Annotated in this window: 14 protein-coding genes; 9 read left to right on the top strand and 5 right to left on the bottom strand. The window is 36.8% G+C overall.

What is annotated here, in order from left to right:
* Positions 1 to 23 precede the first annotated feature (23 nt).
* On the top strand, positions 24 to 1,622 hold the full coding sequence (locus TY13_RS00320) for a gamma-glutamyltransferase family protein (RefSeq protein WP_042470248.1): 1,599 nt from the start codon (positions 24 to 26) through the stop codon (positions 1,620 to 1,622).
* 176 nt (positions 1,623 to 1,798) lie between these two features.
* Here the strand turns inward: TY13_RS00320 and TY13_RS00325 are convergent, their stop codons facing one another.
* From TY13_RS00325 to TY13_RS00340, 4 genes are all read right to left on the bottom strand, one after another.
* A complete protein-coding gene (locus TY13_RS00325) occupies positions 1,799 to 2,752 on the bottom strand; it encodes a transketolase family protein (protein ID WP_042470249.1) in 954 nt (317 codons plus the stop codon).
* On the bottom strand, positions 2,753 to 3,592 hold the full coding sequence (locus tag TY13_RS00330) for a transketolase (protein WP_042470251.1): 840 nt from the start codon (positions 3,590 to 3,592) through the stop codon (positions 2,753 to 2,755).
* Between the two features lie 50 nt (positions 3,593 to 3,642).
* Positions 3,643 to 4,821 (bottom strand): diphosphate--fructose-6-phosphate 1-phosphotransferase, encoded by a 1,179-nt coding sequence (locus tag TY13_RS00335; RefSeq protein WP_052344192.1) that lies wholly within the window; start codon positions 4,819 to 4,821, stop codon positions 3,643 to 3,645.
* 97 nt (positions 4,822 to 4,918) lie between these two features.
* Complete coding sequence (locus TY13_RS00340) at positions 4,919 to 5,920, bottom strand: LacI family DNA-binding transcriptional regulator (RefSeq protein ID WP_042470255.1); 1,002 nt, start codon at positions 5,918 to 5,920, stop codon at positions 4,919 to 4,921.
* A gap of 493 nt (positions 5,921 to 6,413) precedes the next feature.
* Here TY13_RS00340 and TY13_RS00345 point away from each other — a divergent pair, with 493 nt between their 5' ends.
* The 7 genes from TY13_RS00345 (at position 6,414) to TY13_RS00375 (ending at position 14,043) form a co-directional block, all read left to right on the top strand.
* Entirely contained in the window at positions 6,414 to 7,847 is a 1,434-nt protein-coding gene (locus TY13_RS00345) for an NAD-dependent succinate-semialdehyde dehydrogenase (RefSeq protein ID WP_042470258.1), read from the top strand.
* A gap of 15 nt (positions 7,848 to 7,862) precedes the next feature.
* Complete coding sequence (locus TY13_RS00350; RefSeq protein ID WP_042470261.1) at positions 7,863 to 8,921, top strand: zinc-dependent alcohol dehydrogenase; 1,059 nt, start codon at positions 7,863 to 7,865, stop codon at positions 8,919 to 8,921.
* The gene (locus TY13_RS00355; protein WP_154661480.1) at positions 8,918 to 9,958 is read left to right on the top strand and encodes an NAD(P)-dependent alcohol dehydrogenase; all 1,041 of its coding nucleotides are present in this window, start codon (positions 8,918 to 8,920) and stop codon (positions 9,956 to 9,958) included. Before TY13_RS00350 ends, TY13_RS00355 begins: the two co-directional genes overlap by 4 nt.
* Before the next feature lie 17 nt (positions 9,959 to 9,975).
* Positions 9,976 to 11,034 (top strand): tartrate dehydrogenase, encoded by a 1,059-nt coding sequence (locus tag TY13_RS00360; protein WP_042470262.1) that lies wholly within the window; start codon positions 9,976 to 9,978, stop codon positions 11,032 to 11,034.
* A gap of 98 nt (positions 11,035 to 11,132) precedes the next feature.
* Positions 11,133 to 12,152: a TRAP transporter substrate-binding protein DctP gene (gene dctP, locus TY13_RS00365; RefSeq protein ID WP_042470264.1), complete on the top strand. Its 1,020-nt coding sequence runs from the start codon at positions 11,133 to 11,135 to the stop codon at positions 12,150 to 12,152.
* A gap of 121 nt (positions 12,153 to 12,273) precedes the next feature.
* Entirely contained in the window at positions 12,274 to 12,768 is a 495-nt protein-coding gene (locus TY13_RS00370; protein WP_042470266.1) for a TRAP transporter small permease, read from the top strand.
* Positions 12,769 to 14,043 (top strand): TRAP transporter large permease, encoded by a 1,275-nt coding sequence (locus TY13_RS00375; RefSeq protein ID WP_042470268.1) that lies wholly within the window; start codon positions 12,769 to 12,771, stop codon positions 14,041 to 14,043.
* A gap of 228 nt (positions 14,044 to 14,271) precedes the next feature.
* Here the strand turns inward: TY13_RS00375 and TY13_RS00380 are convergent, their stop codons facing one another.
* The gene (locus TY13_RS00380) at positions 14,272 to 15,180 is read right to left on the bottom strand and encodes a CAP domain-containing protein (RefSeq protein WP_052344193.1); all 909 of its coding nucleotides are present in this window, start codon (positions 15,178 to 15,180) and stop codon (positions 14,272 to 14,274) included.
* Between the two features lie 514 nt (positions 15,181 to 15,694).
* On the opposite strand from TY13_RS00380, the gene TY13_RS00385 reads away from it, so the two are divergent.
* Positions 15,695 to 20,020: an S-layer homology domain-containing protein gene (locus TY13_RS00385; protein ID WP_042470271.1), complete on the top strand. Its 4,326-nt coding sequence runs from the start codon at positions 15,695 to 15,697 to the stop codon at positions 20,018 to 20,020.
* Positions 20,021 to 20,336 lie beyond the last annotated feature (316 nt).

The raw sequence follows: 20,336 nt of genomic DNA on the forward strand, positions 1-20,336 counted from the left end.
CATATCAATTTGGGGTGAGCAATATGGATTTTTTAAAACAGCCGTTTCATTCACAGCGCTATACATATTTTGCACGTAAAGGAATGGTGGCAACATCACAGCCACTTGCTGCACAGGCAGGCTTAGAAATTTTAAAGAAAGGCGGAAATGCTGTAGATGCAGCGATTGCAACAGCAGCAGTTCTAACGGTTGTTGAGCCAACCTCTAATGGCATCGGTGGTGATGCCTTTGCTATCGTTTGGATGAATGGGGAAATGCATGGCTTAAATGGCTCAGGACCAGCTCCAAAGTCTATTTCAATCGATGCGGTACGTGAGCGTGGCTTTGAAAAAATGCCTGTTTATGGCTTGCTACCAATAACTGTTCCAGGTGTACCAGCATCTTGGGCAGCATTATCAAAAAAATTTGGTAAGTTGTCGCTGCTTGAAGCGTTAACACCTGCGATAGAATATGCAGAAAAAGGCTTCCCACTATCACCGATTTTAGGGAGCTATTGGGAAAAAAGCTATACGAAATTTAAAGAATCTTGCACTTCAGCAGAGTTTGAAGCATGGTTTACAACATTTGCCCCAAAAGGATGCGCTCCAAAAATTGGTGAAATTTGGTCGTCGCAAGGTCACGCAGACACTTTACGCTCAATTGCTGAAACAGATGCACGCAGTTTTTATGAGGGTGAATTAGCACATAAAATTGATGCTTTTATGAAGGAGCATAACGGTTTTTTAACAAAAGAAGACTTAGCAAGCTATGAGCCAGAATGGGTGAAGCCTGTTTCTGTAAACTATAGAGGCTATGACGTATGGGAAATTCCGCCGAATGGTCATGGTATTGTTGCGACGATGGCACTTAATATTTATCAACAGCTAGAGCAGCCTAAATGGAAAGATGCGGATACACTTCATGCACAAATCGAGGCAATGAAGGCTGCATTTACGGATGGGAAGGCATATATAACTGAGCAAGCAGAAATGCCAGTAACTGTTGATTATTTATTATCTGAGGAATATGCAAAATTAAAGGCCTCAGAAATTACAGAACGCGCTGCTAGCCCTGCACCAACAAAAATACCTTCTGGCGGTACAATATACTTAGCGACAGCTGATGAAGATGGCAATATGGTATCGTATATCCAAAGTAACTACATGGGCTTTGGCTCAGGTGTGGTTGTGCCTGGAACGGGGATAACATTACAAAATCGGGGACACGACTTTTCATTAGATCCGCAGGCACCAAATGCACTACGAGGTGGCAAACGCTCATACCATACAATCATACCAGGATTTTTAACAAAGGATGGCGAGGCAGTTGGACCATTTGGTGTGATGGGTGGCTATATGCAACCACAAGGACATATGCAAGTTGTCTCACATACAGTGGACTTCAACTTAAATCCACAGGCGGCGCTCGATATGCCAAGATGGCAGTGGACAGGTGAAAAAACAGTATTAGTAGAGCCACACTTCCCACAATATTTAATTGAAGAGCTAAGACGAAAAGGGCATAATATTCAAATTAGCGAATCAGGTAGCTTTGGTCGTGGACAAATTATTTGGCGCGATGCAGAGGGAGTATTAATGGGTGGTACGGAGTCTCGTACTGATGGGCATATTGCAGGTTATTAATGTTAAAAGGGGTGCAGGGAATTGAACTTCCCTACACCCCTGATTGTTGCTAAAACATCTATTTTAACGTATAGAAAAACTATTTTTGTAAATATAATTCAGTATTAATATAGAAGATTCGAGTTTCCTGAAAAATACTACGAATTTGCAGGGAACCGAGCGAAAGTTATACTAGCTTAACATTTTCGTGCTAATACACGTTTTGCGGCTTCAGCTATATTTGTAGGCAATAGCTCGTATTTGTTCAGTAAATCATCATTATCTGCTGATTCAGAGTTGCGGTCTTTAACACCTACAAATTCGATTGCTGTTGGTTTATTTGCAGCTAAAATTTCTGCAACAGCACTACCTAAGCCTCCGTAAATGCTATGTTCCTCTGCTGTTACAATTGCTCTGGTGTGTGCTGCTGCATGAATAATAGCTTTTTCATCAATTGGTTTAATTGAAGGCAAATGTAATACGGAAGCAGAAATATTTTGCTCAGCTAATATTTCTGCTGCTTCTAATGCGCGACTTGTTTGTGTACCAGTAGAAATAATAGTAAGATCGGTACCTTCACGTAATAGAACGCCTTTTCCTAATTCAAATTGGTATTGATCGTCAAAAATAACAGGGTAGTTGTCGCGTGCTAAACGAATATAGACAGGCCCATTATACTGATTTGCCCATTTAATCATTGCAGCCGTTTCAACTGAGTCAGCAGGTGCTAACACAGTCATATGAGCTAGAGTTCTGAAAATCGCAATATCCTCTAAAGCTTGATGAGATTTTCCTGTTAAACCTGTTAATAAGCCACTGTAAGCGCCAATCATTTTCACATCTAGATTCGTCTGTGCGATTTGGACTTGAATCTGGTCAAGGGCACGCTTTGACATAAAGGCAGCAAATGTTGCAACCCATGGCTGTAAGCCTGTTGTCGCTAATCCAGCAGCAACACTTAACATATTTTGCTCAGCGATGCCCATTTGTAAAAATTTCTCTGGTAACTGTGTTGCGATAGTATCTATTTTTGTAGATGTTGCTAAATCTCCATCCAATACGTATACTTTTGCGTCAGCTTGCGATATTTCTAAAAGGGCAGTACTAAATGTATCTCGCATTGAAACTTTTTTAAGCTCAGAAATTTTCATTTATAATCCTCCTACGGCATTTAATTCGTTTAATGCCTTTGCTAATTCTTCGTCTGACGGGACTTTTGAGTGCCATAAATAATTGCCCTCCATGAAGCTAATACCTTTTCCTTTTACAGTATCAGCGATAATTACTGTAGGTTTTTGCTTCGTCGATTTTGCCTCTTCAAACGCTTGTAAAATATCAGTATAGGAATGACCATCTATACGAATAACATGCCAACCAAAAGCAAGCCATTTTTCTTCTAAAAGGTTGTTTGGTGCAGAACGTTCAGTTTCAGTACCAGCCCAACCGTATTGCTGTAGCTTGTTATAATCAAGTATGATAACAAGGTTATCAAGCTGATACTTTGGGGCGATAAATGCAGCTTCCCACACTTGTCCTTCTTGGGATTCGCCATCACCAATCATGCAATAGGTGCGGAAATTTTGATTTTGTAATTTTGCCCCTAAAGCCATACCAACCGCTGCTGAAATACCTTGACCTAAAGAACCTGTAGACATTTCAATTCCTGGCAAAGCTTTCATATCAGGATGTCCTTGTAATCTAGAATCTAAAGAGTCGAAAGTGAATAATTCTTCGTTTGGGAAGTAGCCTCTTTCAGCAAGAACGGCGTATAAACCAATTGCAGAGTGTCCCTTTGAAAGTACAAATCGGTCGCGTTCTGGATCATTTGGCTTGTTTGGGTCAATATTCATTTCTTTAAAATACAGAACTGTTAATAAATCGATTGCAGATAATGGACCACCAATATGCCCAGCTCCTGCGTGATGTACAACTTTTAATAAATCTTTTCGTGCATTTGTAGCCTTTTCTTGTAATGAGTTAATGAGTGACATAAAATTCCTCCTTGATAATTATGGGGTAAGCGCTTAACCATTCTTGAAAATTATAAACTCACCGTCGTTTCAAGGAAATTTTCTTGAATAGGTGAGACATCTCCGTCTAAAAGAGGTGTTAGATAACTTGAAAACATTTCTTTAATCGTATTTGTAGTTTGGTCATACCATTGAATCGGGAAATGCTTTTCGATATCTACTACTTTTTTTAAAGAAACTGTGCCGTAAATCGGAATATAAGTAGTACCTTCTTGTCTAATCAACGTTACCATTACATTGTTATTGCCTTTTTGGACGGCTTCCCAAGCTTTAATTCCTAAAGTATATGCTTCCTCAACATCTATCATAGATAGACAGCTAGTGCAACATCTTTGCCAAATACTGGTATCTATATAGCGAGTTGAGATTCCGAGATTTTGGTGAATTTGTTGTTTTAGAATATAAGATACACCACCCAACTTCGGCCTATCGAGCGCATCGAAAAGAAGGTTATCAGAAGCAATTAATGTTTCGTTTTTATCACGAATACCTTCAGCAACAATAAGAAGTGTATGACAATCATTGTTATTATTTCTTTCAATGCTTTCTAAACACTGCTCCATATGAAATGCAATTTCGGGTATATAAATGAGCTGCTGGCAGTTAGATTGAGAGTTTGCTGCTAGCGAGCAGGCCGCTGCCAACCAGCCAGTATTACGTCCCATTGTTTCTAAAATCGTTACTTTTTTAGGGCGCTCATAGCTATTAATATCGAATGTAATATCCCGTGTACAAGAAATTAAAAACTTCGCTGCACTAGCATAACCAGGTGAATGATCAATTAAATTTAAATCATTGTCAATAGATTTAGGGATGCCAATTGTATATAAGTCATAATTACTTTTACGAGCATACATACTAATTTGATGTGCAACATGCATTGAGCCATTACCACCAATATAGAAAAAGTAACGAACATTTAGAGCTTTGAGTGTTTCAATAATGTGTTTTAAATGTTGTTCACCTACTTTTAAGCGACATGTTCCCAGCAATGCCCCAGGAGTGTATTTAATTTTATTTAGCTGTTGTTCTGAAAGAGAATCTAGACGCACAAATGTATTGTGGACTAATCCTTGTAATCCACCTTTTGCGCCGTAAATAGGGATATCGACTTTTTTGCGAATAGCAGTGACAAGCCCAACTAATGAACTGTTAATAACAGCAGTTGGCCCACCTGACTGAACAACCATAGCAGTTCCAGTAATAATAATACTCGCCTCCTTAAAATTAAGTTAAGCGCTTAACCTAATTTTACGTTATTATAAAATGAATTTTTAGAATTTTCAACTACAAAGTTAAATTTTTTACTGTTTCTCTTTCAATAATTTCTGTTTTAAGCGTAATTGTTTGATGCGTTGTATCCCCATTAATTGCATTCATAAGAAGTTGGACTGCCTCTGTAGCAATATCTCGCTGTGGTTGCGCAACTGTTGTTAAAGAAGGCTCAACAATTTGGGCAAAGATACTATTATCAAAACCAATTATTGAAATATCCTCTGGCACACTTAAATTAAGTGTTTTACATGCTTTAATAGCCCCTGTGGCAATTAAATCATTACATGCAAAAAATGCAGTTGGTTTTGTAGGAAAGTCGTTCATAATTTGTTGTAGGCTTTTAAAGCCATCTTGAATTGTTGATTCTTTTGCATAATAATGTTCATCCATAGGAATAAGACCATTAGCACGCATCGCATCTGCATAGCCTCGAAAGCGTTCACGGTTACTCCAAATATTACGCGCAATAATAGCTATGTGCTGATGCCCTCGTTCAATCAAATAAGAAGTTGCACGAAAACCAGCATCATAGTCATTAATCGATACAAGATTTAATTTTTCTCCAGGTGCATTTCGAGCAACAAGCACAATAGGGATATTCATGGCTTGTATTTTTTTTATCGCATCAAAATTTTCAAAACCTGACGCTAAAATAAATCCATCCACATTTTTTTGCAGTAGCAAAGATACATACATTTCTTCTTTTTCTGTAATATAGTCTGTACTACAAATAACGACATTATAGTTAAAGCTACTAGCCATATCCTCAATATACCTAGCTAATTCAGAGAAGAAGGGGTTAGCTAAATCAGGCAATATAAAGCCAATCGTACATGTTTTTTTGCCCATAAGTGCAGAAGCCATTAGATTAGGCTTATAATCTAACTCTTTTATTACATCATTGACCTTTTTACGTGTTTTATCACCAATTCGTCCTGTGTTATTAATAACTTTTGATACTGTAGCAATCGAAACATTTGCTGCTTTAGCAACATCATAAATATTTACTTTCATACTGTAAAACCTCATTTCACTTAATAATATACTTATATGCTTGGTTGTCTCATCTCGTATTAGTTATAAGGAATTGGTTTGCACAGAAGGCACAGCATTCCAACAAAATAATACTCCAAACAAGATATATATGACGGACGTTAGCTACAAATAAAAGCTTGTTCTAAAAATTGTTCATTGCATTTTTTGATAAATAGTAATGTAGCATACTTAATTTTCAATGTGTATTATTTAACCAAATGTTGCAATTAATCCGCTAGATGTTTAATAAATAAAAGTAGTATCTTTTGAGTAAGAATACCATGATTTTATTCTTTAGCAATAGCTTTAGCAAAAGGATTTATTTGTTATATATAAGATAGAATCTAGGTTCAGAATTTTTGGAAAATGTAGAAAATTGGATTGTTTTAGAGTAAATTTAATATTGACTTTTTTAATAAGCACTCCATATAATCGTATGTAAACCTTTACATCGAATATTAAAGGAGTGAAAATGATGAATAAAAAAGAATTTTTAATTATTAACGGTGAACAAATTGATACAAAAGAACAAATTGAAGTAATAAATCCAGCAACGAATAAAGTGATTGGTACGGTACCTAAAGGTGGTGGCGAAGAAGCAAAATTAGCAGCTGATGCAGCATATGAAGCGCTTAATTCTTGGTCGAAGCTAACTGCTGAAGAACGCTCAAACTTATTGCAAAAATGGTACCAATTAATTGATGACAACAAAGAATTAATTGGAAGAATAATGACTGAAGAGCAAGGCAAGCCATTAGCAGAAGCAATCGGTGAAGTAAATTACGCAAATAGCTTTATTTCTTGGTATGCAGAAGAGGGCAAGCGAGTTTATGGGCATACTGTTCCTTCATCAAGTTTGGTTAAGCGCTTACTCGTTGTGAAACAACCTGTAGGTGTAATCGCTGCTATCACGCCATGGAACTTCCCAGCGGCGATGATTACACGTAAAGTAGGTCCCGCACTTGCAGCAGGCTGTACAGCGGTTATTAAACCAGCATCGCAAACACCATTTACTGCGATTAAATTAATACAATTAGCACATGAGGCTGGCATTCCAAAAGGTGTATTAAATATTGTCACAGGGAATGCGGGGGCTATTGTAAAAGAGTGGATGGATGATAGTCGCATTCGTAAAGTAACATTTACTGGTTCTACAGAAATCGGTAAACAGTTAATGGAGCAGGCTGCGAAAACGGTTAAGAAAATCTCATTAGAGCTTGGCGGACATGCGCCATTCATTATTACGAAACATGCTAATTTAAAATTAGCGGCTGAGAATTTACTAAAATCAAAATTCCGCAATGCAGGACAAACCTGTGTATGTGCAAATCGTATCTACGTACATAAAGATGTAGAGGAAGAATTTGCAAATATTTTTGTAGAAGAAGTCAAGAAATTAAAAATCGGAAATGGTCTTGAAGAAGGAGTTATTATTGGCCCGTTAATCGATAAGCATGCAGTCAATAAAGTGAAAGCGCAATTGCAGGACGCTGTTGATAAAGGTGCAGTTATTTTAACTGGTGGCAAAGAGTTATCAGATAGCCCTGGTTACTTCTTAGAGCCTACAGTTATTTCGAATGTTTCAGATGAAATGGAATGTATGTATGAAGAAACTTTTGGTCCGTTAGCACCGATTACAACATTTGACACAGTAGAAGAAGTACTTGAAAGAGCCAATAATACACCGTTTGGTCTAGCTGCCTATGTATTCTCTGAAAAAATTTCTGAGGCTGTACGAATTTCAGAAGGCTTAGAATATGGAATTGTTGGTTTAAATGATGGATTACCATCTGTAGCACAAGCACCATTTGGTGGATTTAAAGAAAGTGGTTTAGGTAGAGAAGGCGGTCTTTGGGGTATTGAGGAGTTTTTAGAAGTTAAATATATATCTGTTGGCATTGAATAAGGAGGGGATTCGAGAATGCAAGCACTTTTAAAGATGAAAGGCGGAGTGGGCAATATAGAAGTTGGCACAGTGGAGGAGCCTACATGCCAGGATCATGAGGTGAAAATTGAAATTGCTTATACAGGTATTTGTGGAACAGATTTGCATATTTATCATGATACATTTAAAAGCTATCCACCCGTTATACTTGGGCATGAATGCTCAGGTGTAGTCATTGAAGCAGGAAAAGATGTAAAAAAAATAAAAGTAGGCGACCGAGTAACTGTTCTTGGCTCTACAGAGCGTACTTGCGGTAAATGTATCCATTGTAAAACAGGCTATTACATGTTTTGTGAAACACGCCGAGGAATGGGACATGGTGTAGATGGGAGCTTTACAAAATATCTTTCCATTAAGGAAGATGCGGTCTATAAGCTGCCTCAGCATGTATCATTGCAAGAAGGAGCTTTAGCGGAGCCATTAGCCTGTGCTGTACAAGCAATTGAGGAGCTAACAGATATTAAAAGTGGCGATGTCGTCTTGTTGTCTGGTCCGGGACCAATTGGTTTAATTTGCATGTCGTTATTGGCCATCAAAGGATGTAAAGTGTTAGTAAGCGGTACAGATGTTGATTTACAACGTTTAGAAATTGCAAAAGAGCTTGGCGCTTCTCGAATTATTAATGTGCAACAAGAAAATCTAGCGAATATTGTAGCTGAAGAGACGAAAAATCAAGGTGTTGATATTACAATTGATTGCACCGGGGTTCCAATGGCAATTAGTAGCTGTTTAGAGCAAGTTAAAAAGCGCGGACAGCATATTCAAGTGGGGATTGTTGGGAAAGCGTTTAACCTAGATTTTGATCTTATTTTATACAAGCAATTACAAGTATACGGATCATTAGCTCACTCGATGACAACTTGGGAAAAAGTGATGAAAATTTTTGATCAAAATAAAATCAATCTAAAGCCAATTATTACACATGTAATGAACTTAAACGATTGGCAAAAAGCATTCCAATTATGTGAAGAAAAACAATGTGGCAAGGTGCTTATTCAATACGATGAATTTACAAAATTGGAGGATAAATTGTGAGTATAGTGGATCGAAGTCAAAAGATGCAAGTTGCAAGTTTAACTGGGCTTTCACAAGTAGAAGTAGATTATGACACAATACCTAACTTACTGCCAAATGAAGTTTTAGTGAAAGTAGAAGCTGTAGGAATTTGCGGTTCTGATATCCATTATTATCAGCATGGTCATATTGGCACAAGAACTGTACAATACCCACATATTCAAGGTCATGAATTTGCTGGAACAGTTGTTGAAATCGGCTCAAAAGTAACAAATTTTACGGTTGGTGATCGTGTGACAGTTGAACCAGGAGTTCCATGTCGTACGTGCGAAAAATGTAGAAATGGTAAATATAATCTGTGCGATAAAGTTATATTTTTATCTACACCACCACATAAAGGTGCATTGCGTCAATATATTAGTCATCCTGAGGATTTTGTATTCTTGATACCAGACGAGTTAACCTTTGAAGAAGCTACGTTAGCAGAACCATTATCAGTAGCTATCCATGCTTTAAGGAGAGCTAATTTACGACCAGGAATGCGAATTTTAATTACTGGCATGGGACCAGTTGGCTTAATGTGCGTTTGTGCTGCAAGCTATTATAATGCGAGTGAAATTTTTGTTACGGATATGGTCGAACATAAATTACAAGTGGCGACAGAGTTAGGGGCAACAGACACTGTGAAAATTCCATCAGAAGTCATTCCAGAGGATTATTTCGATATTGTAATTGAAACATCTGGCGCAAAATCTGCTGTTCAAAGTGGTATTCGGGCATTAAAAAAAGGTGGGAAATTCGTCAGCATTGGCTTCCCAAAAGACGCAGAAGTACCTATCGATTTAACATTAATGCTACAGCGAGAGTTAGATCTAATAACGGTTTATCGATATGCCAACACTTTCCCGTTAGCCATTAGTATATTAAAAGATTTAAAAGATGTTATCGGGGCTGTTATTACATCCACGTTTGAATTAAAGGATATTAGTGAGGCAATGAAAAAGGCAACGGAAACACATTTAGATTCAATTAAAGTCATTGTTTACCCAAATAAATAGAAGGAGGCTACAAGCGGATGAAAACATACCGAATTGCGACAATCCCTGGTGATGGTATTGGAAAAGAAGTTGTACCAGAAGCGATGCGTGTATTAGATACACTAGCTGAACTAGATGGCAGCTTTAAATTTGAATGGGATATTTTACCTTGGAGCTGTGATTATTACTTAGAACACGGTGAGATGATGCCAGAGAATGGCTTAGAAATATTGAAAAAATATGACCAAATTTTTTTAGGTGCCGTAGGGTTACCAGACATAGTGCCTGATCACATTTCGCTATGGGGATTATTAATTAAAATTCGAAGAGGTCTGAAGCAGCAAATTAATATTCGCCCAGCTAAATTATTAGAAGGTTTAGAATCTCCATTAAAAAACCCTGGAGATTTTGATATTGTCGTTGTCCGTGAAAACTCTGAAGGAGAGTATTCAGATAGCGGTGGTCGCATGCATTCAGGAAGCGATGAAATTGCTATTCAAAATGCAGTATTTACACGTAAAGGTACTGAACGAGCTATCGCTTACGCTTGTGAGTTAGCGTCCAAACGATCTAAAAAGATAACGAGCGTTACGAAATCAAATGGCTTATCACATAGCATGCCATTTTGGGATGATGTTTTTAATGATGTAGTAACTAACTATGATGAGCTACAACATAATAGTGCACATATCGATGCAATGGCTGCGTACATGATTATGAAGCCTTCAGAGTACGATGTGGTCGTAGCATCCAACTTATTTGGTGATATTTTAACCGACATTGGTGGGGCAATTATGGGAAGTATCGGCATTGCACCAGCAGCGAATTTAAATGTAGAAAGAGAATATCCATCTATGTTTGAGCCAGTACATGGTTCTGCACCGGATATTGCTGGTTTAGGCATCGCAAATCCATTAGGGCAAATTTGGACAGGCAAATTAATGTTAGACTTTCTCGGATATGAAGAATTAGGTGAAAAGCTTCTAGCAGCTATTGAATATACATTAAAATCTAATATTAAAACAAAAGATTTGAAGGGCTCTGCAACAACGATAGAAGTGACAGATGCTTTAATCGCTTACTTAAAGCAATCTTAACTTGAAGAAAAAAACAGAAATAATAACGAAAATAAAAAACGTACTAGGATGTTCAGACAAAATAAAAAATATCAAAACAGATTTTGGAGGGTTATAGTATGAAAAAATTGGCAGTTGTTATGATACTGAATCTATTAATGGTTATTCTAGCTGCTTGTGGCTCTGATAAGCAAGATGGTGCAAATGGTGACAATAAAAAAGGCTCAGGGAATCAAATTACTCTTGGTCTGAGTATTCCGGAACCAGAAGATGCGAAGTTTGGTTTAACTGCAAAAAAATTCAAAGAGGAAATTGAGAAGTTAACTGATAATCAAGTAACTGTAAAAATTCATGCTAACAATTCTTTAGGTGGAGAGCGTGAAGTATTTGAGTTAATGGGAATGGGTTCTGCTGATATGGCAATTCAATCAGTAGGCCCTGTAGGAAACTGGGTCAAAGAATTTAACGTGCTAGACTTACCGTTTCTTTTTGATAATCGTGAGCATGTTTATAGTGTACTAGATGGAGAGATTGGACAGGAGTTAAGCAGTAAATTTGAAGCAGAAGCAAATGTTAAAACTTTAGGCTGGTTAGAAAATGGCTTCGTTGCTACAACATCTAATAAAGCGATTAATTCTGTTGAAGATGTAAAGAAAATGAAAATTCGTGTACAAGAAAATGAAATTCAAATTGATACTTGGAAGGCATTTGGCGCAGAGCCAACGCCAATGGCTTGGACGGAAGTATTCACAGGCTTACAGCAAGGCGTTATTGATGGACATTCAAACTCTTTAGCAACAGTAAAATCTTCAAAGATTTTTGAGGTACAGGATTATGTTGCTGAGCTAGGGGACCGTTTCAGTGCAGCAACAATTTCTATCAGTACAAAAACATTTAATAGTTTAACGCCAGAGCAACAAGAAGCGGTGGTAGAGGCTGGTAAAGTAGCTGCTGAATTCGGTCGTCAGGCAAATCAAGACAAAATTAATGAGGCGCGTGAATTCTTATTAGAGCAAGGCAATCAAATTACAGAGCCAGACAAAGAATCATTTAAAGCAACTGTAGGCCCTGTATATGATAAATGGGCTCCTAAACTAGGAAAAGATTTAATTGAAAAAATCCAAAATACATCCTATTAAGTATTGCTAGTTGCATTCTTATTGTGAATACAGCACTTTGTAACGAATGTAGGAGTACAAAGTGCTGTATTTTTCAGATGAAGAATTAAAGAGCAAGCTCGATTACGAGAGGTGAAATATATTGAAATCTATATTGCGAGGGTATATACGTATCGTAGATATCATTAATAAAGTAATGGGTTACGTACTAATGATTATGTTAGCAGTAATGACTGCTATTATCTTTTGGCAAGTGTTTTCTCGTTTCGTTGTAGGGTCTTCATTAGCTTGGTCAGAAGAACTATCACGATTTTTAATGATATTTATGATTTTTATTGGCGCTTCCATAGCTCTTAGAGGGAATGAGCTAATTTCTGTTGAGTTGCTTTTTGAGAAATTGACTGGAACAGCAAAAAAGATGTTAGTTGTAATTATTCAGCTTGTTTCAATCGTTTTCTTTATTATTTTGATTAAATATGGTTATGCAATGGCAGAGAGCTTTAGTAATCAAAAAGCTCCTTCATTAGGTGTATCCATGCAAGTAATTTATCTATCTTTGCCTTTAGGTGGCGTTTTAATGCTTATTAATTCTATTGCATGTATTATTGAAGAATTTATAGGGAAGGGGGAGAAGTAAATGTTAATAGCTTTTTTCATATCACTCTTTGTTTTTATGTTTTTAAGCGTGCCAATTGCATTCTCCCTAGGTCTATCAACAGTAATTGGAGTTTTAATGCATGACACCTTGCCATTAGAGATCATACCACAAAGAATTTTTGTATCTTTAAACTCATTTCCTTTAATGGCGATCCCCTTCTTTATTTTAGCTGGGAATATTATGGGTGCTGGCAGCATGTCTAAGCGCCTTGTCAATTTTGCTACATCCTTAGTAGGGCATTTCACAGGTGGCTTAGCTATGGTTGCTATTGTAACATCTATGTTTTTTGCTGCAATTTCAGGGTCAGGTGCTGCTACTACAGCGGCAATTGGTTCTATTTTAATTCCAGCGATGATTGCTAAAGGCTATAAAATTGAATATGCAGCAGCAAATCAAGCGGTAGCAGGAGCTCTGGGTATAATTATACCACCAAGTATCGCAATGATTTTATATGGGGTAGCTGCGGAAGTATCGATTGGTGATTTATTTATTGCTGGTATTTTACCAGGATTACTAATTACATTTTCACTATTAGTAAGCGCTTTAATTATTGCTAAAAAGAATGGTTATGTCGGAGAAGAAAAAAAGGATTTTCCTCATATTTTCAAAGCATTTAAAGAAGCTATTTTAGCAATTTTAATGCCTGTAATCGTATTGGGAGGTATTTATTCAGGTGTATTCACGCCGACGGAGGCGTCAGTAGTGGCTGTTGCATATTCTGTTTTTATAGGTGTATTTATTTACCGAGATTTAACGATTGCTAAATTAGGCCAAGTATTTAAAGAGAGTGCTGTAAACAGCTCGGTAATTATGTTGGTAATTGGGGCAGCGGGTGCATTTGGCTTTTTCATTGGTATTAATAGTGTTCCAGATATGATTTACGGATCAATCTCATCTTTTGTAACGAATAAGTATGTATTCCTGATTATGGTGAATATTATTTTATTTGTTGCAGGTATGTTCTTAGAGGGTGGGGCAGCTATTCTAATTTTAGTACCACTACTATTAGGAACAGCCTTAAATTTAGGAATCGATCCAGTTCATTTTGGTATTATTATGGTATGTAACTTAGCGATTGGATTAGTAACACCACCAGTAGGTATCGATTTATTCGTTGTTGCTAAGCTGACCAATGTCAGCATTATGAGGATTGCAAGGTTTGCAATACCTTTGATACTTATTTTAATTGTGGACGTATTAATTATTACGTTCGTTCCAGCTTTATCTACATGGCTACCATCATTAATTAAATAAACTGATGGGGCTGTCGGCTAATCTTTCCGGCAGCCCTTTTATGCATGTACTTATAGAATGAGATGTCACGAATTTACTAATTTTAGGTAATGATATTGGGGGAAGTGGGAAAGGTTGTGCAACAATTTGAAATTTCTTGCGAGCATAAAGATATAATAGTTAATAAAAAAGCAGGCTGGCTTAAAACTTAAACCAAACCTGCTTTTGATATTTTGTAACTAATAAAAATTACTTATAAAATCCGAATGTGAAGTACGGAATATTTTGGTTAGAGAATTGTACACCGATGAAAGAATGAGCAAATTTTGCTTGTAAAATATTTTCACGGTGACCTAATGAATTCATTAATGCTTCATGTGCGTAAATGGCACTGTATTGACCAAAAGCTAAGTTTTCACCACTTGTAGTAAATTTGATGCCACCAGCTTTCATACGATCCCATGGTTGTCTGCCATCCTTGCTCTTATGATCAAAGAAATTGTAATAAATCATATCTCGGCTATGCTGACGACCGATGAAGTTATATTGTGCTTCATATGTCAAGGCCGGAACACCTTTTGCTACGCGCGCCTGATTCATTAAATGGAATGATAATTCTTCAAAGCTATTGCGTAAATCGTTTGACGATGCAGTAAAGAAGCCTTGCTTAGACATTTCAGTTTTATCTGTTACCCATAAAATAGAGCGAATTGTGTTTTTAGCGTGTATATCATAGAAAAACGTTACATACTTTCCATCGATTAAATATGTGCCAGATGTTATTTTACCATTACCATCTTTATAGTTTTGCTTGTATTCTGTATTGCCTTTAATAATACTTTCGACAGGCTTACCATATTTTTTGGTTACAGTACTGCTCAAATCACCAATTTTAATACCAAATAAGGTTTGTCCTTTTCGCGTGTCGTATCCACCTACAACCTCATTGTTTTTGCGCCCAACTAAATAAAACTCTTTATAATCTTTTTTCTCCATTTCCCACATCATATCGTACTCTGAATAAAACTTTTTATAAGGCTTTTGCTGAGTAGAAGCTGTTTTTGTAGCCGTAGCTTGTGCATCTACGTGAGTAAAGACGGATGATATAGTGAAGATGGAGCAGGCAACGACAATTGCAGCTAACCATTTTTTTAACATAAATAGTAACCCCTCTCTTTAAATAAATTCCGTTAATATACTAAATTTAGAATGAAAGTGTGTTTTGTGCTTCGTTTGTTTAAATGATTCTTAAAGTCGGAACGAGGGCCAATCAAGGTGTTACACAATAGGGTCAATAAGAAAAATCAACACATTTACATAATATAATAAGCACATTATTTAATAGTAATATTACTATGAAATATTTTTCGGTACTATAGTGGAAAAGGTGTGAAAATAAGTTTTAATTATTAATGTAATGAATAAAAAGTTTTATAATGGGGCTGTACGATGTAGAGGATGGAAAGCGAATGAGGTAATAAGACCTTTATTTTAAATGGAATTTATCATAAATCATTAGATTATTCTAACCATTTTGCAGGGCTTGCGGATATTTCTAAAGCAACTGCATTTTTTTATTTTCTTCTATGAATCTACAGTGTTTATAGCCGATAATACTACTATATGATTCTTTTTTTCCTATTATATATAAAGCGAATTGAAGGAGGAGCTCATGAAAAATAATTATAAAAAATTAAGTAAAGCGGCTGTTGCTACAGTATTAGCATCGAGCGGTATTCTTGTTGCAATACCACCAGTAGCGAATGCTTACGTATTTAAAGATTTAAATCCTAATGCGGATTATTATAAACCAGTACTAGATTTAGTAAATCGGGGTGTTGTAAGTGGTTATAGTGATGGTACTTTTAGACCGAGTGAGGCAATAACTCGTGGTGAGGCGGCGAAAATCATCGCTTTAGCAATGGGTCTAAATGTAACACGACCAAAAAACCCTGGCTATACGGACGTATCACAATCACACCCATATTATTCATATATTGCAGCGATTGCAAATGAAGGGATTATTGATGGCTTCAACGACAAGACATTTAAACCAAATGAATTAATTACACGTGGTCAAATCGCAAAAGCATTGACACTCGGCTTCAAGCTTGAAGTGGCGACAAAAATGAATCATAACTTCAAAGATGTGACAAGCCAAAATGCTAATGAAGCATTTATTCAAACCCTGTACAACTTAGATATTGCAAAAGGCACGACAGCGAATACGTTTGAGCCATTTGGTACAGTAACGAGAGCACAGCTAGCAACGTTTATTTGGCGCGCAGAAAAAGCGGATAAAGGCAATCCATCTTACAAAGTTGGCGATATTCGTGGTGATATTATTTATATCAACGGCGTCCAATACACAATCGGTTCTTCGCTGAAAGCTTTTATTAATGAAGGCAATGCTACGGCTTTAAAAGGAGCTGTTATTGACGGTACATTTGATGGCAAAACATTAACAGGTATTAGTCAATTAACGATTAACGCTTCTGGTACAGTAAATCACCTAATTGCATTGGATGGTGGTGATGCAAGCTTTAATGGCAACTTAACAATTAATGGTACATATATACGTGTGAAAAATATGAAGCTATATGGTCGCACAACAATTGCTGAAGCACCACGTAAGACTTTAGCTGACTATACGCAGCGTATCCAAGGATTAAACGTTGCGAGCATTTCAGGTGTAGGCTTTATTGATTGGTCACAGCCAAATGTACCAGATGATAGTGACTTTTTAAACCCAAATGACAATGAAGTATTAAAGCCTGTCCCTGATAAAAATGCCAAACCAAATACGCGCTACACAGCTCGTATGGGTAAGGTGGATGGTTATGTAGATTTTGAATATTCGTATGTAGCGAATTTATTCATTGAGCGTAACAACACATTCGTATCAGCAGATGAAACACTAAGCCGTGTAACGATTGCACGCGATGTAGAGCAGGCAGAAATTTATGCAGACATGACGACACTGTACATTGAAACAGAGCGCAATCTTGTTTTATATGGTGTACACAATATTGAAACGGTATATAAAAATAATTATAAGAGCGTTTATTTCAACACAGATAGCTTTATCGATTTCCTGTATGTAGACAATGGCTCGGGCTATATAGATCTTGGGGAACATGTATATATTGATCGCGTTATATTACCAAAGGACAAAAAGCCAAATCAAATTTTCGATGACTTCGAAAACGATAATGATAAAATCGGTAACATCACTGATCCTGATGGTAAGCCCGTTGATCGTGAGGAAGAGGACAAGGAAATCCCTGATGAGACAAGACCAGTTGCGACAATAACTTCTGTAGATACAGCAGGTGTAACTGCTACAGCAACGTTTACATCCAATGAGGATGGGACGTATTATTATGTAGTGCGTGAAGCATCAGAGCGTCCACCAACAATTCGTGAAATTTTACAAGAAAGCAAAGATTTCCGCGGTACAGTAAAGGCCAATACACCAACATCATTCCTAATCAGGACTCAGTTGGAGGAAGAAACAGAATACACTATATACTTGGTTGTAGTAGACAATGCAGAAAACGTTTCAGAAAAGGCAGAGTATACATTCTCGACGAAGGATGGTACGCCACCAAGAGTGACAATTAGTGCAGTTCCTATGCATGGCGGTCAACGTGCACTATTAACTATTAAGCCATCTGAGGCTGGAGAATATTACTATTATGTTCGTAAATTAACGACAGCGCCAGATCCAACAACAGCAGATATTTTGAGGGAACATACTGGCAAAGGTACAGCTAATTCAAGAAATGATATTGAAGAAATTATTAGTGACTTAGAGGCAAATACAGAGTATGAAATTTATGTTGTGATGAAAGACAAGTCAGGTAATATTTCAAAAGACCCAGCAGCAAAAACAAAAGTGAAAACATCAAATCTTGATAATGAACATCCGTATGTAGTCGAAGGGAAGTTAGAGTCAAAGGGCAATAACCAATTTGAGTTGACTGTAAATGAGGCATTAGATGTCGACAGCGCAAATAATCCTGATAATTATTTATTAACAGGTACAGTTATTGTCAATACTACGGATGGAAAAGGGATTAAACCTTCAAAGGTAGAGTATAAAGCAGGAAGTCGCAAGGTTTTACTAACAATCCCTTCAAATACAGGCTTTGTTAATGGCGATACACTACGTGTAACTGTACTACCAGGCGTTAAAGATTTGGCGGGTAAAGCGTTTGAGAATAGCAATACGGTGACGCCAGGTGACCCAGTTCGTAACTTTGCAGAATATGTACATGAAGACAAGCTAGCTCCAACAATTAAAGTCGAAAATGTTATAAATAAAGCTGATGAATCAGATGGCTTCCGTCGGGCAGAAGTAGAGTTTAGGCCGAACAAAGCGGGTTCATACTACTATATGATACTACCAAATACAGTAACAACTAGTAGCGGTGATACAGTAACGCTCCAGCAATATTTAGCAGACAACAATATTACAGAGCGTGATTTTGTCAATGAATGGGCGAATAATAGCTCAGACCGTTCTGGTAAATTCCAAATAGGCGGAAAAAACATTTATGTTCTAACAGGTACAGGACCAGCTAATTTAGAAACGAGTACACAAAAATTCCCGATTTCTATCGAGCAAAATAAACTAAATCCATTCAATAGTTATTCTATTTATATGGTATTAAGGGATCGTGGGGGAGAACTCTCTAAAATCGCAGGACCTAATGAAATTTTCGGAGATGTCAAAGCACCATTAATCCGTAATTTAGAAATTAAGCCAAAAGAAAATGACGATACAAAAGCAACTATCAGCTTTGAAACGAACGAAACTGTGAAATTGCATTATTGGTTTGTACCGAAGAAGATTAAAGATAAAGATGGTCTGATTATTGATAATCCAGAGGCAAACTTAACAGCACCAGCAGATAAGACATTTTTAGAAACAGAATTAAAAAAGAAACCCTATGTTGAGAAAATAGATAAAGGTCTTTCAGGTGTACTTGATGCAAGAGGTGTGACGCTAACAGCTCATACCGAATATGTTGTGTATGTAGGGGCAGAGGATACGTACGGTAACTTTACGATTTATAAGGCAAACCCAAATTATACTGACCATGACCAAACAGCAACAGGTTTTATGAAGCAAAATTACTATGCTGATGGTACAGCACCAAACATTGGTATGGTATCGCCTTTAGATAAAAAGCATTATCCAGGATTGATTTATCGCAATAGTGATAGTACATTTACGATTACATTTAGTGAAACAATTATGCGCGATGTGAATGGTAAATCGCAACTTGTAAGTACAGGAGATACAGTTGTTATTGACTTATCAACGATTTTAACGATTACTTCAACAGATGCGAATGGTAATGAGATTGATGTCACAAACCAATATGAGCCTGTTCGTTATACAGTGGGTACAGATACAACAAAGGATAGTCAATTAATTATTAGACCTAAAGCGCCAAATACTGGAGACCAGACTATTACGGTTAAAATGAAAGACAACGCAAAAGACTTTGTAATTCCAGGTTATGAAGGTCATAACTTTGTAAATGAAGGTAAATATTTATATCGTGAACTGGATGCAATGTTTATGGAAATAAAACTTAGTCATAAGACAGTTGTGGGAGATGATAAAAAGGTACAAGTAACATTCGATTTATTGGGATCTATTCAGCAACTCTTTGAAAATGGCGAAGAGCTAAAATACTACTATTTAGTTGATACTGCAGGAACAGACGAGGACGTAATTAAAAATAGAACGTCGGCTCAAGTAATTCAAGCAGTTACAAAGGGGACAGATAGCTCGTTAGCAAAAGGTACAGGTATTGTTGCAACCAATGTAGCGCGTATTACAAGAGAACTAGAACATCCAGCTAAATTCTTCAATGGTGACTATGTAACGATTGTTTTGGAAGATAAGTATGGCAATTTCAATAAGTTCTATGCAACAGTGGGTTATAGACATCCTTCTATTAATAATCCAACTACTCCATAAGCACTATTTTACTGTTAGAAAATAAAACGATGGTAATAAAAGCCAAGTGGTCATCTCGAGATCACTTGGTTTTTTATGTACTTAACATAATTAAGGAAAATGCATTAACAGATGAGGAAAAGCCCGTATTCCAGTAGCGCATTAAACATCTTGGTATCTCTAGTATATTAGACATATCAATTGGATGCGCTTTTCTTAGGCGAATGAACGATATAGTGATGTGAATATCGGTGTTAAAGTTTGATGATAAATATTAATTGAAAAGGAGCGTTATATGTTAAAGAGAAGTATTTCGAAATATTGTGGTTTTATTAGT

Source organism: Bacillus ndiopicus, assembly GCF_000612805.1.
Taxonomy (GTDB): Bacteria; Bacillota; Bacilli; order Bacillales_A; family Planococcaceae; genus Metasolibacillus; species Metasolibacillus ndiopicus.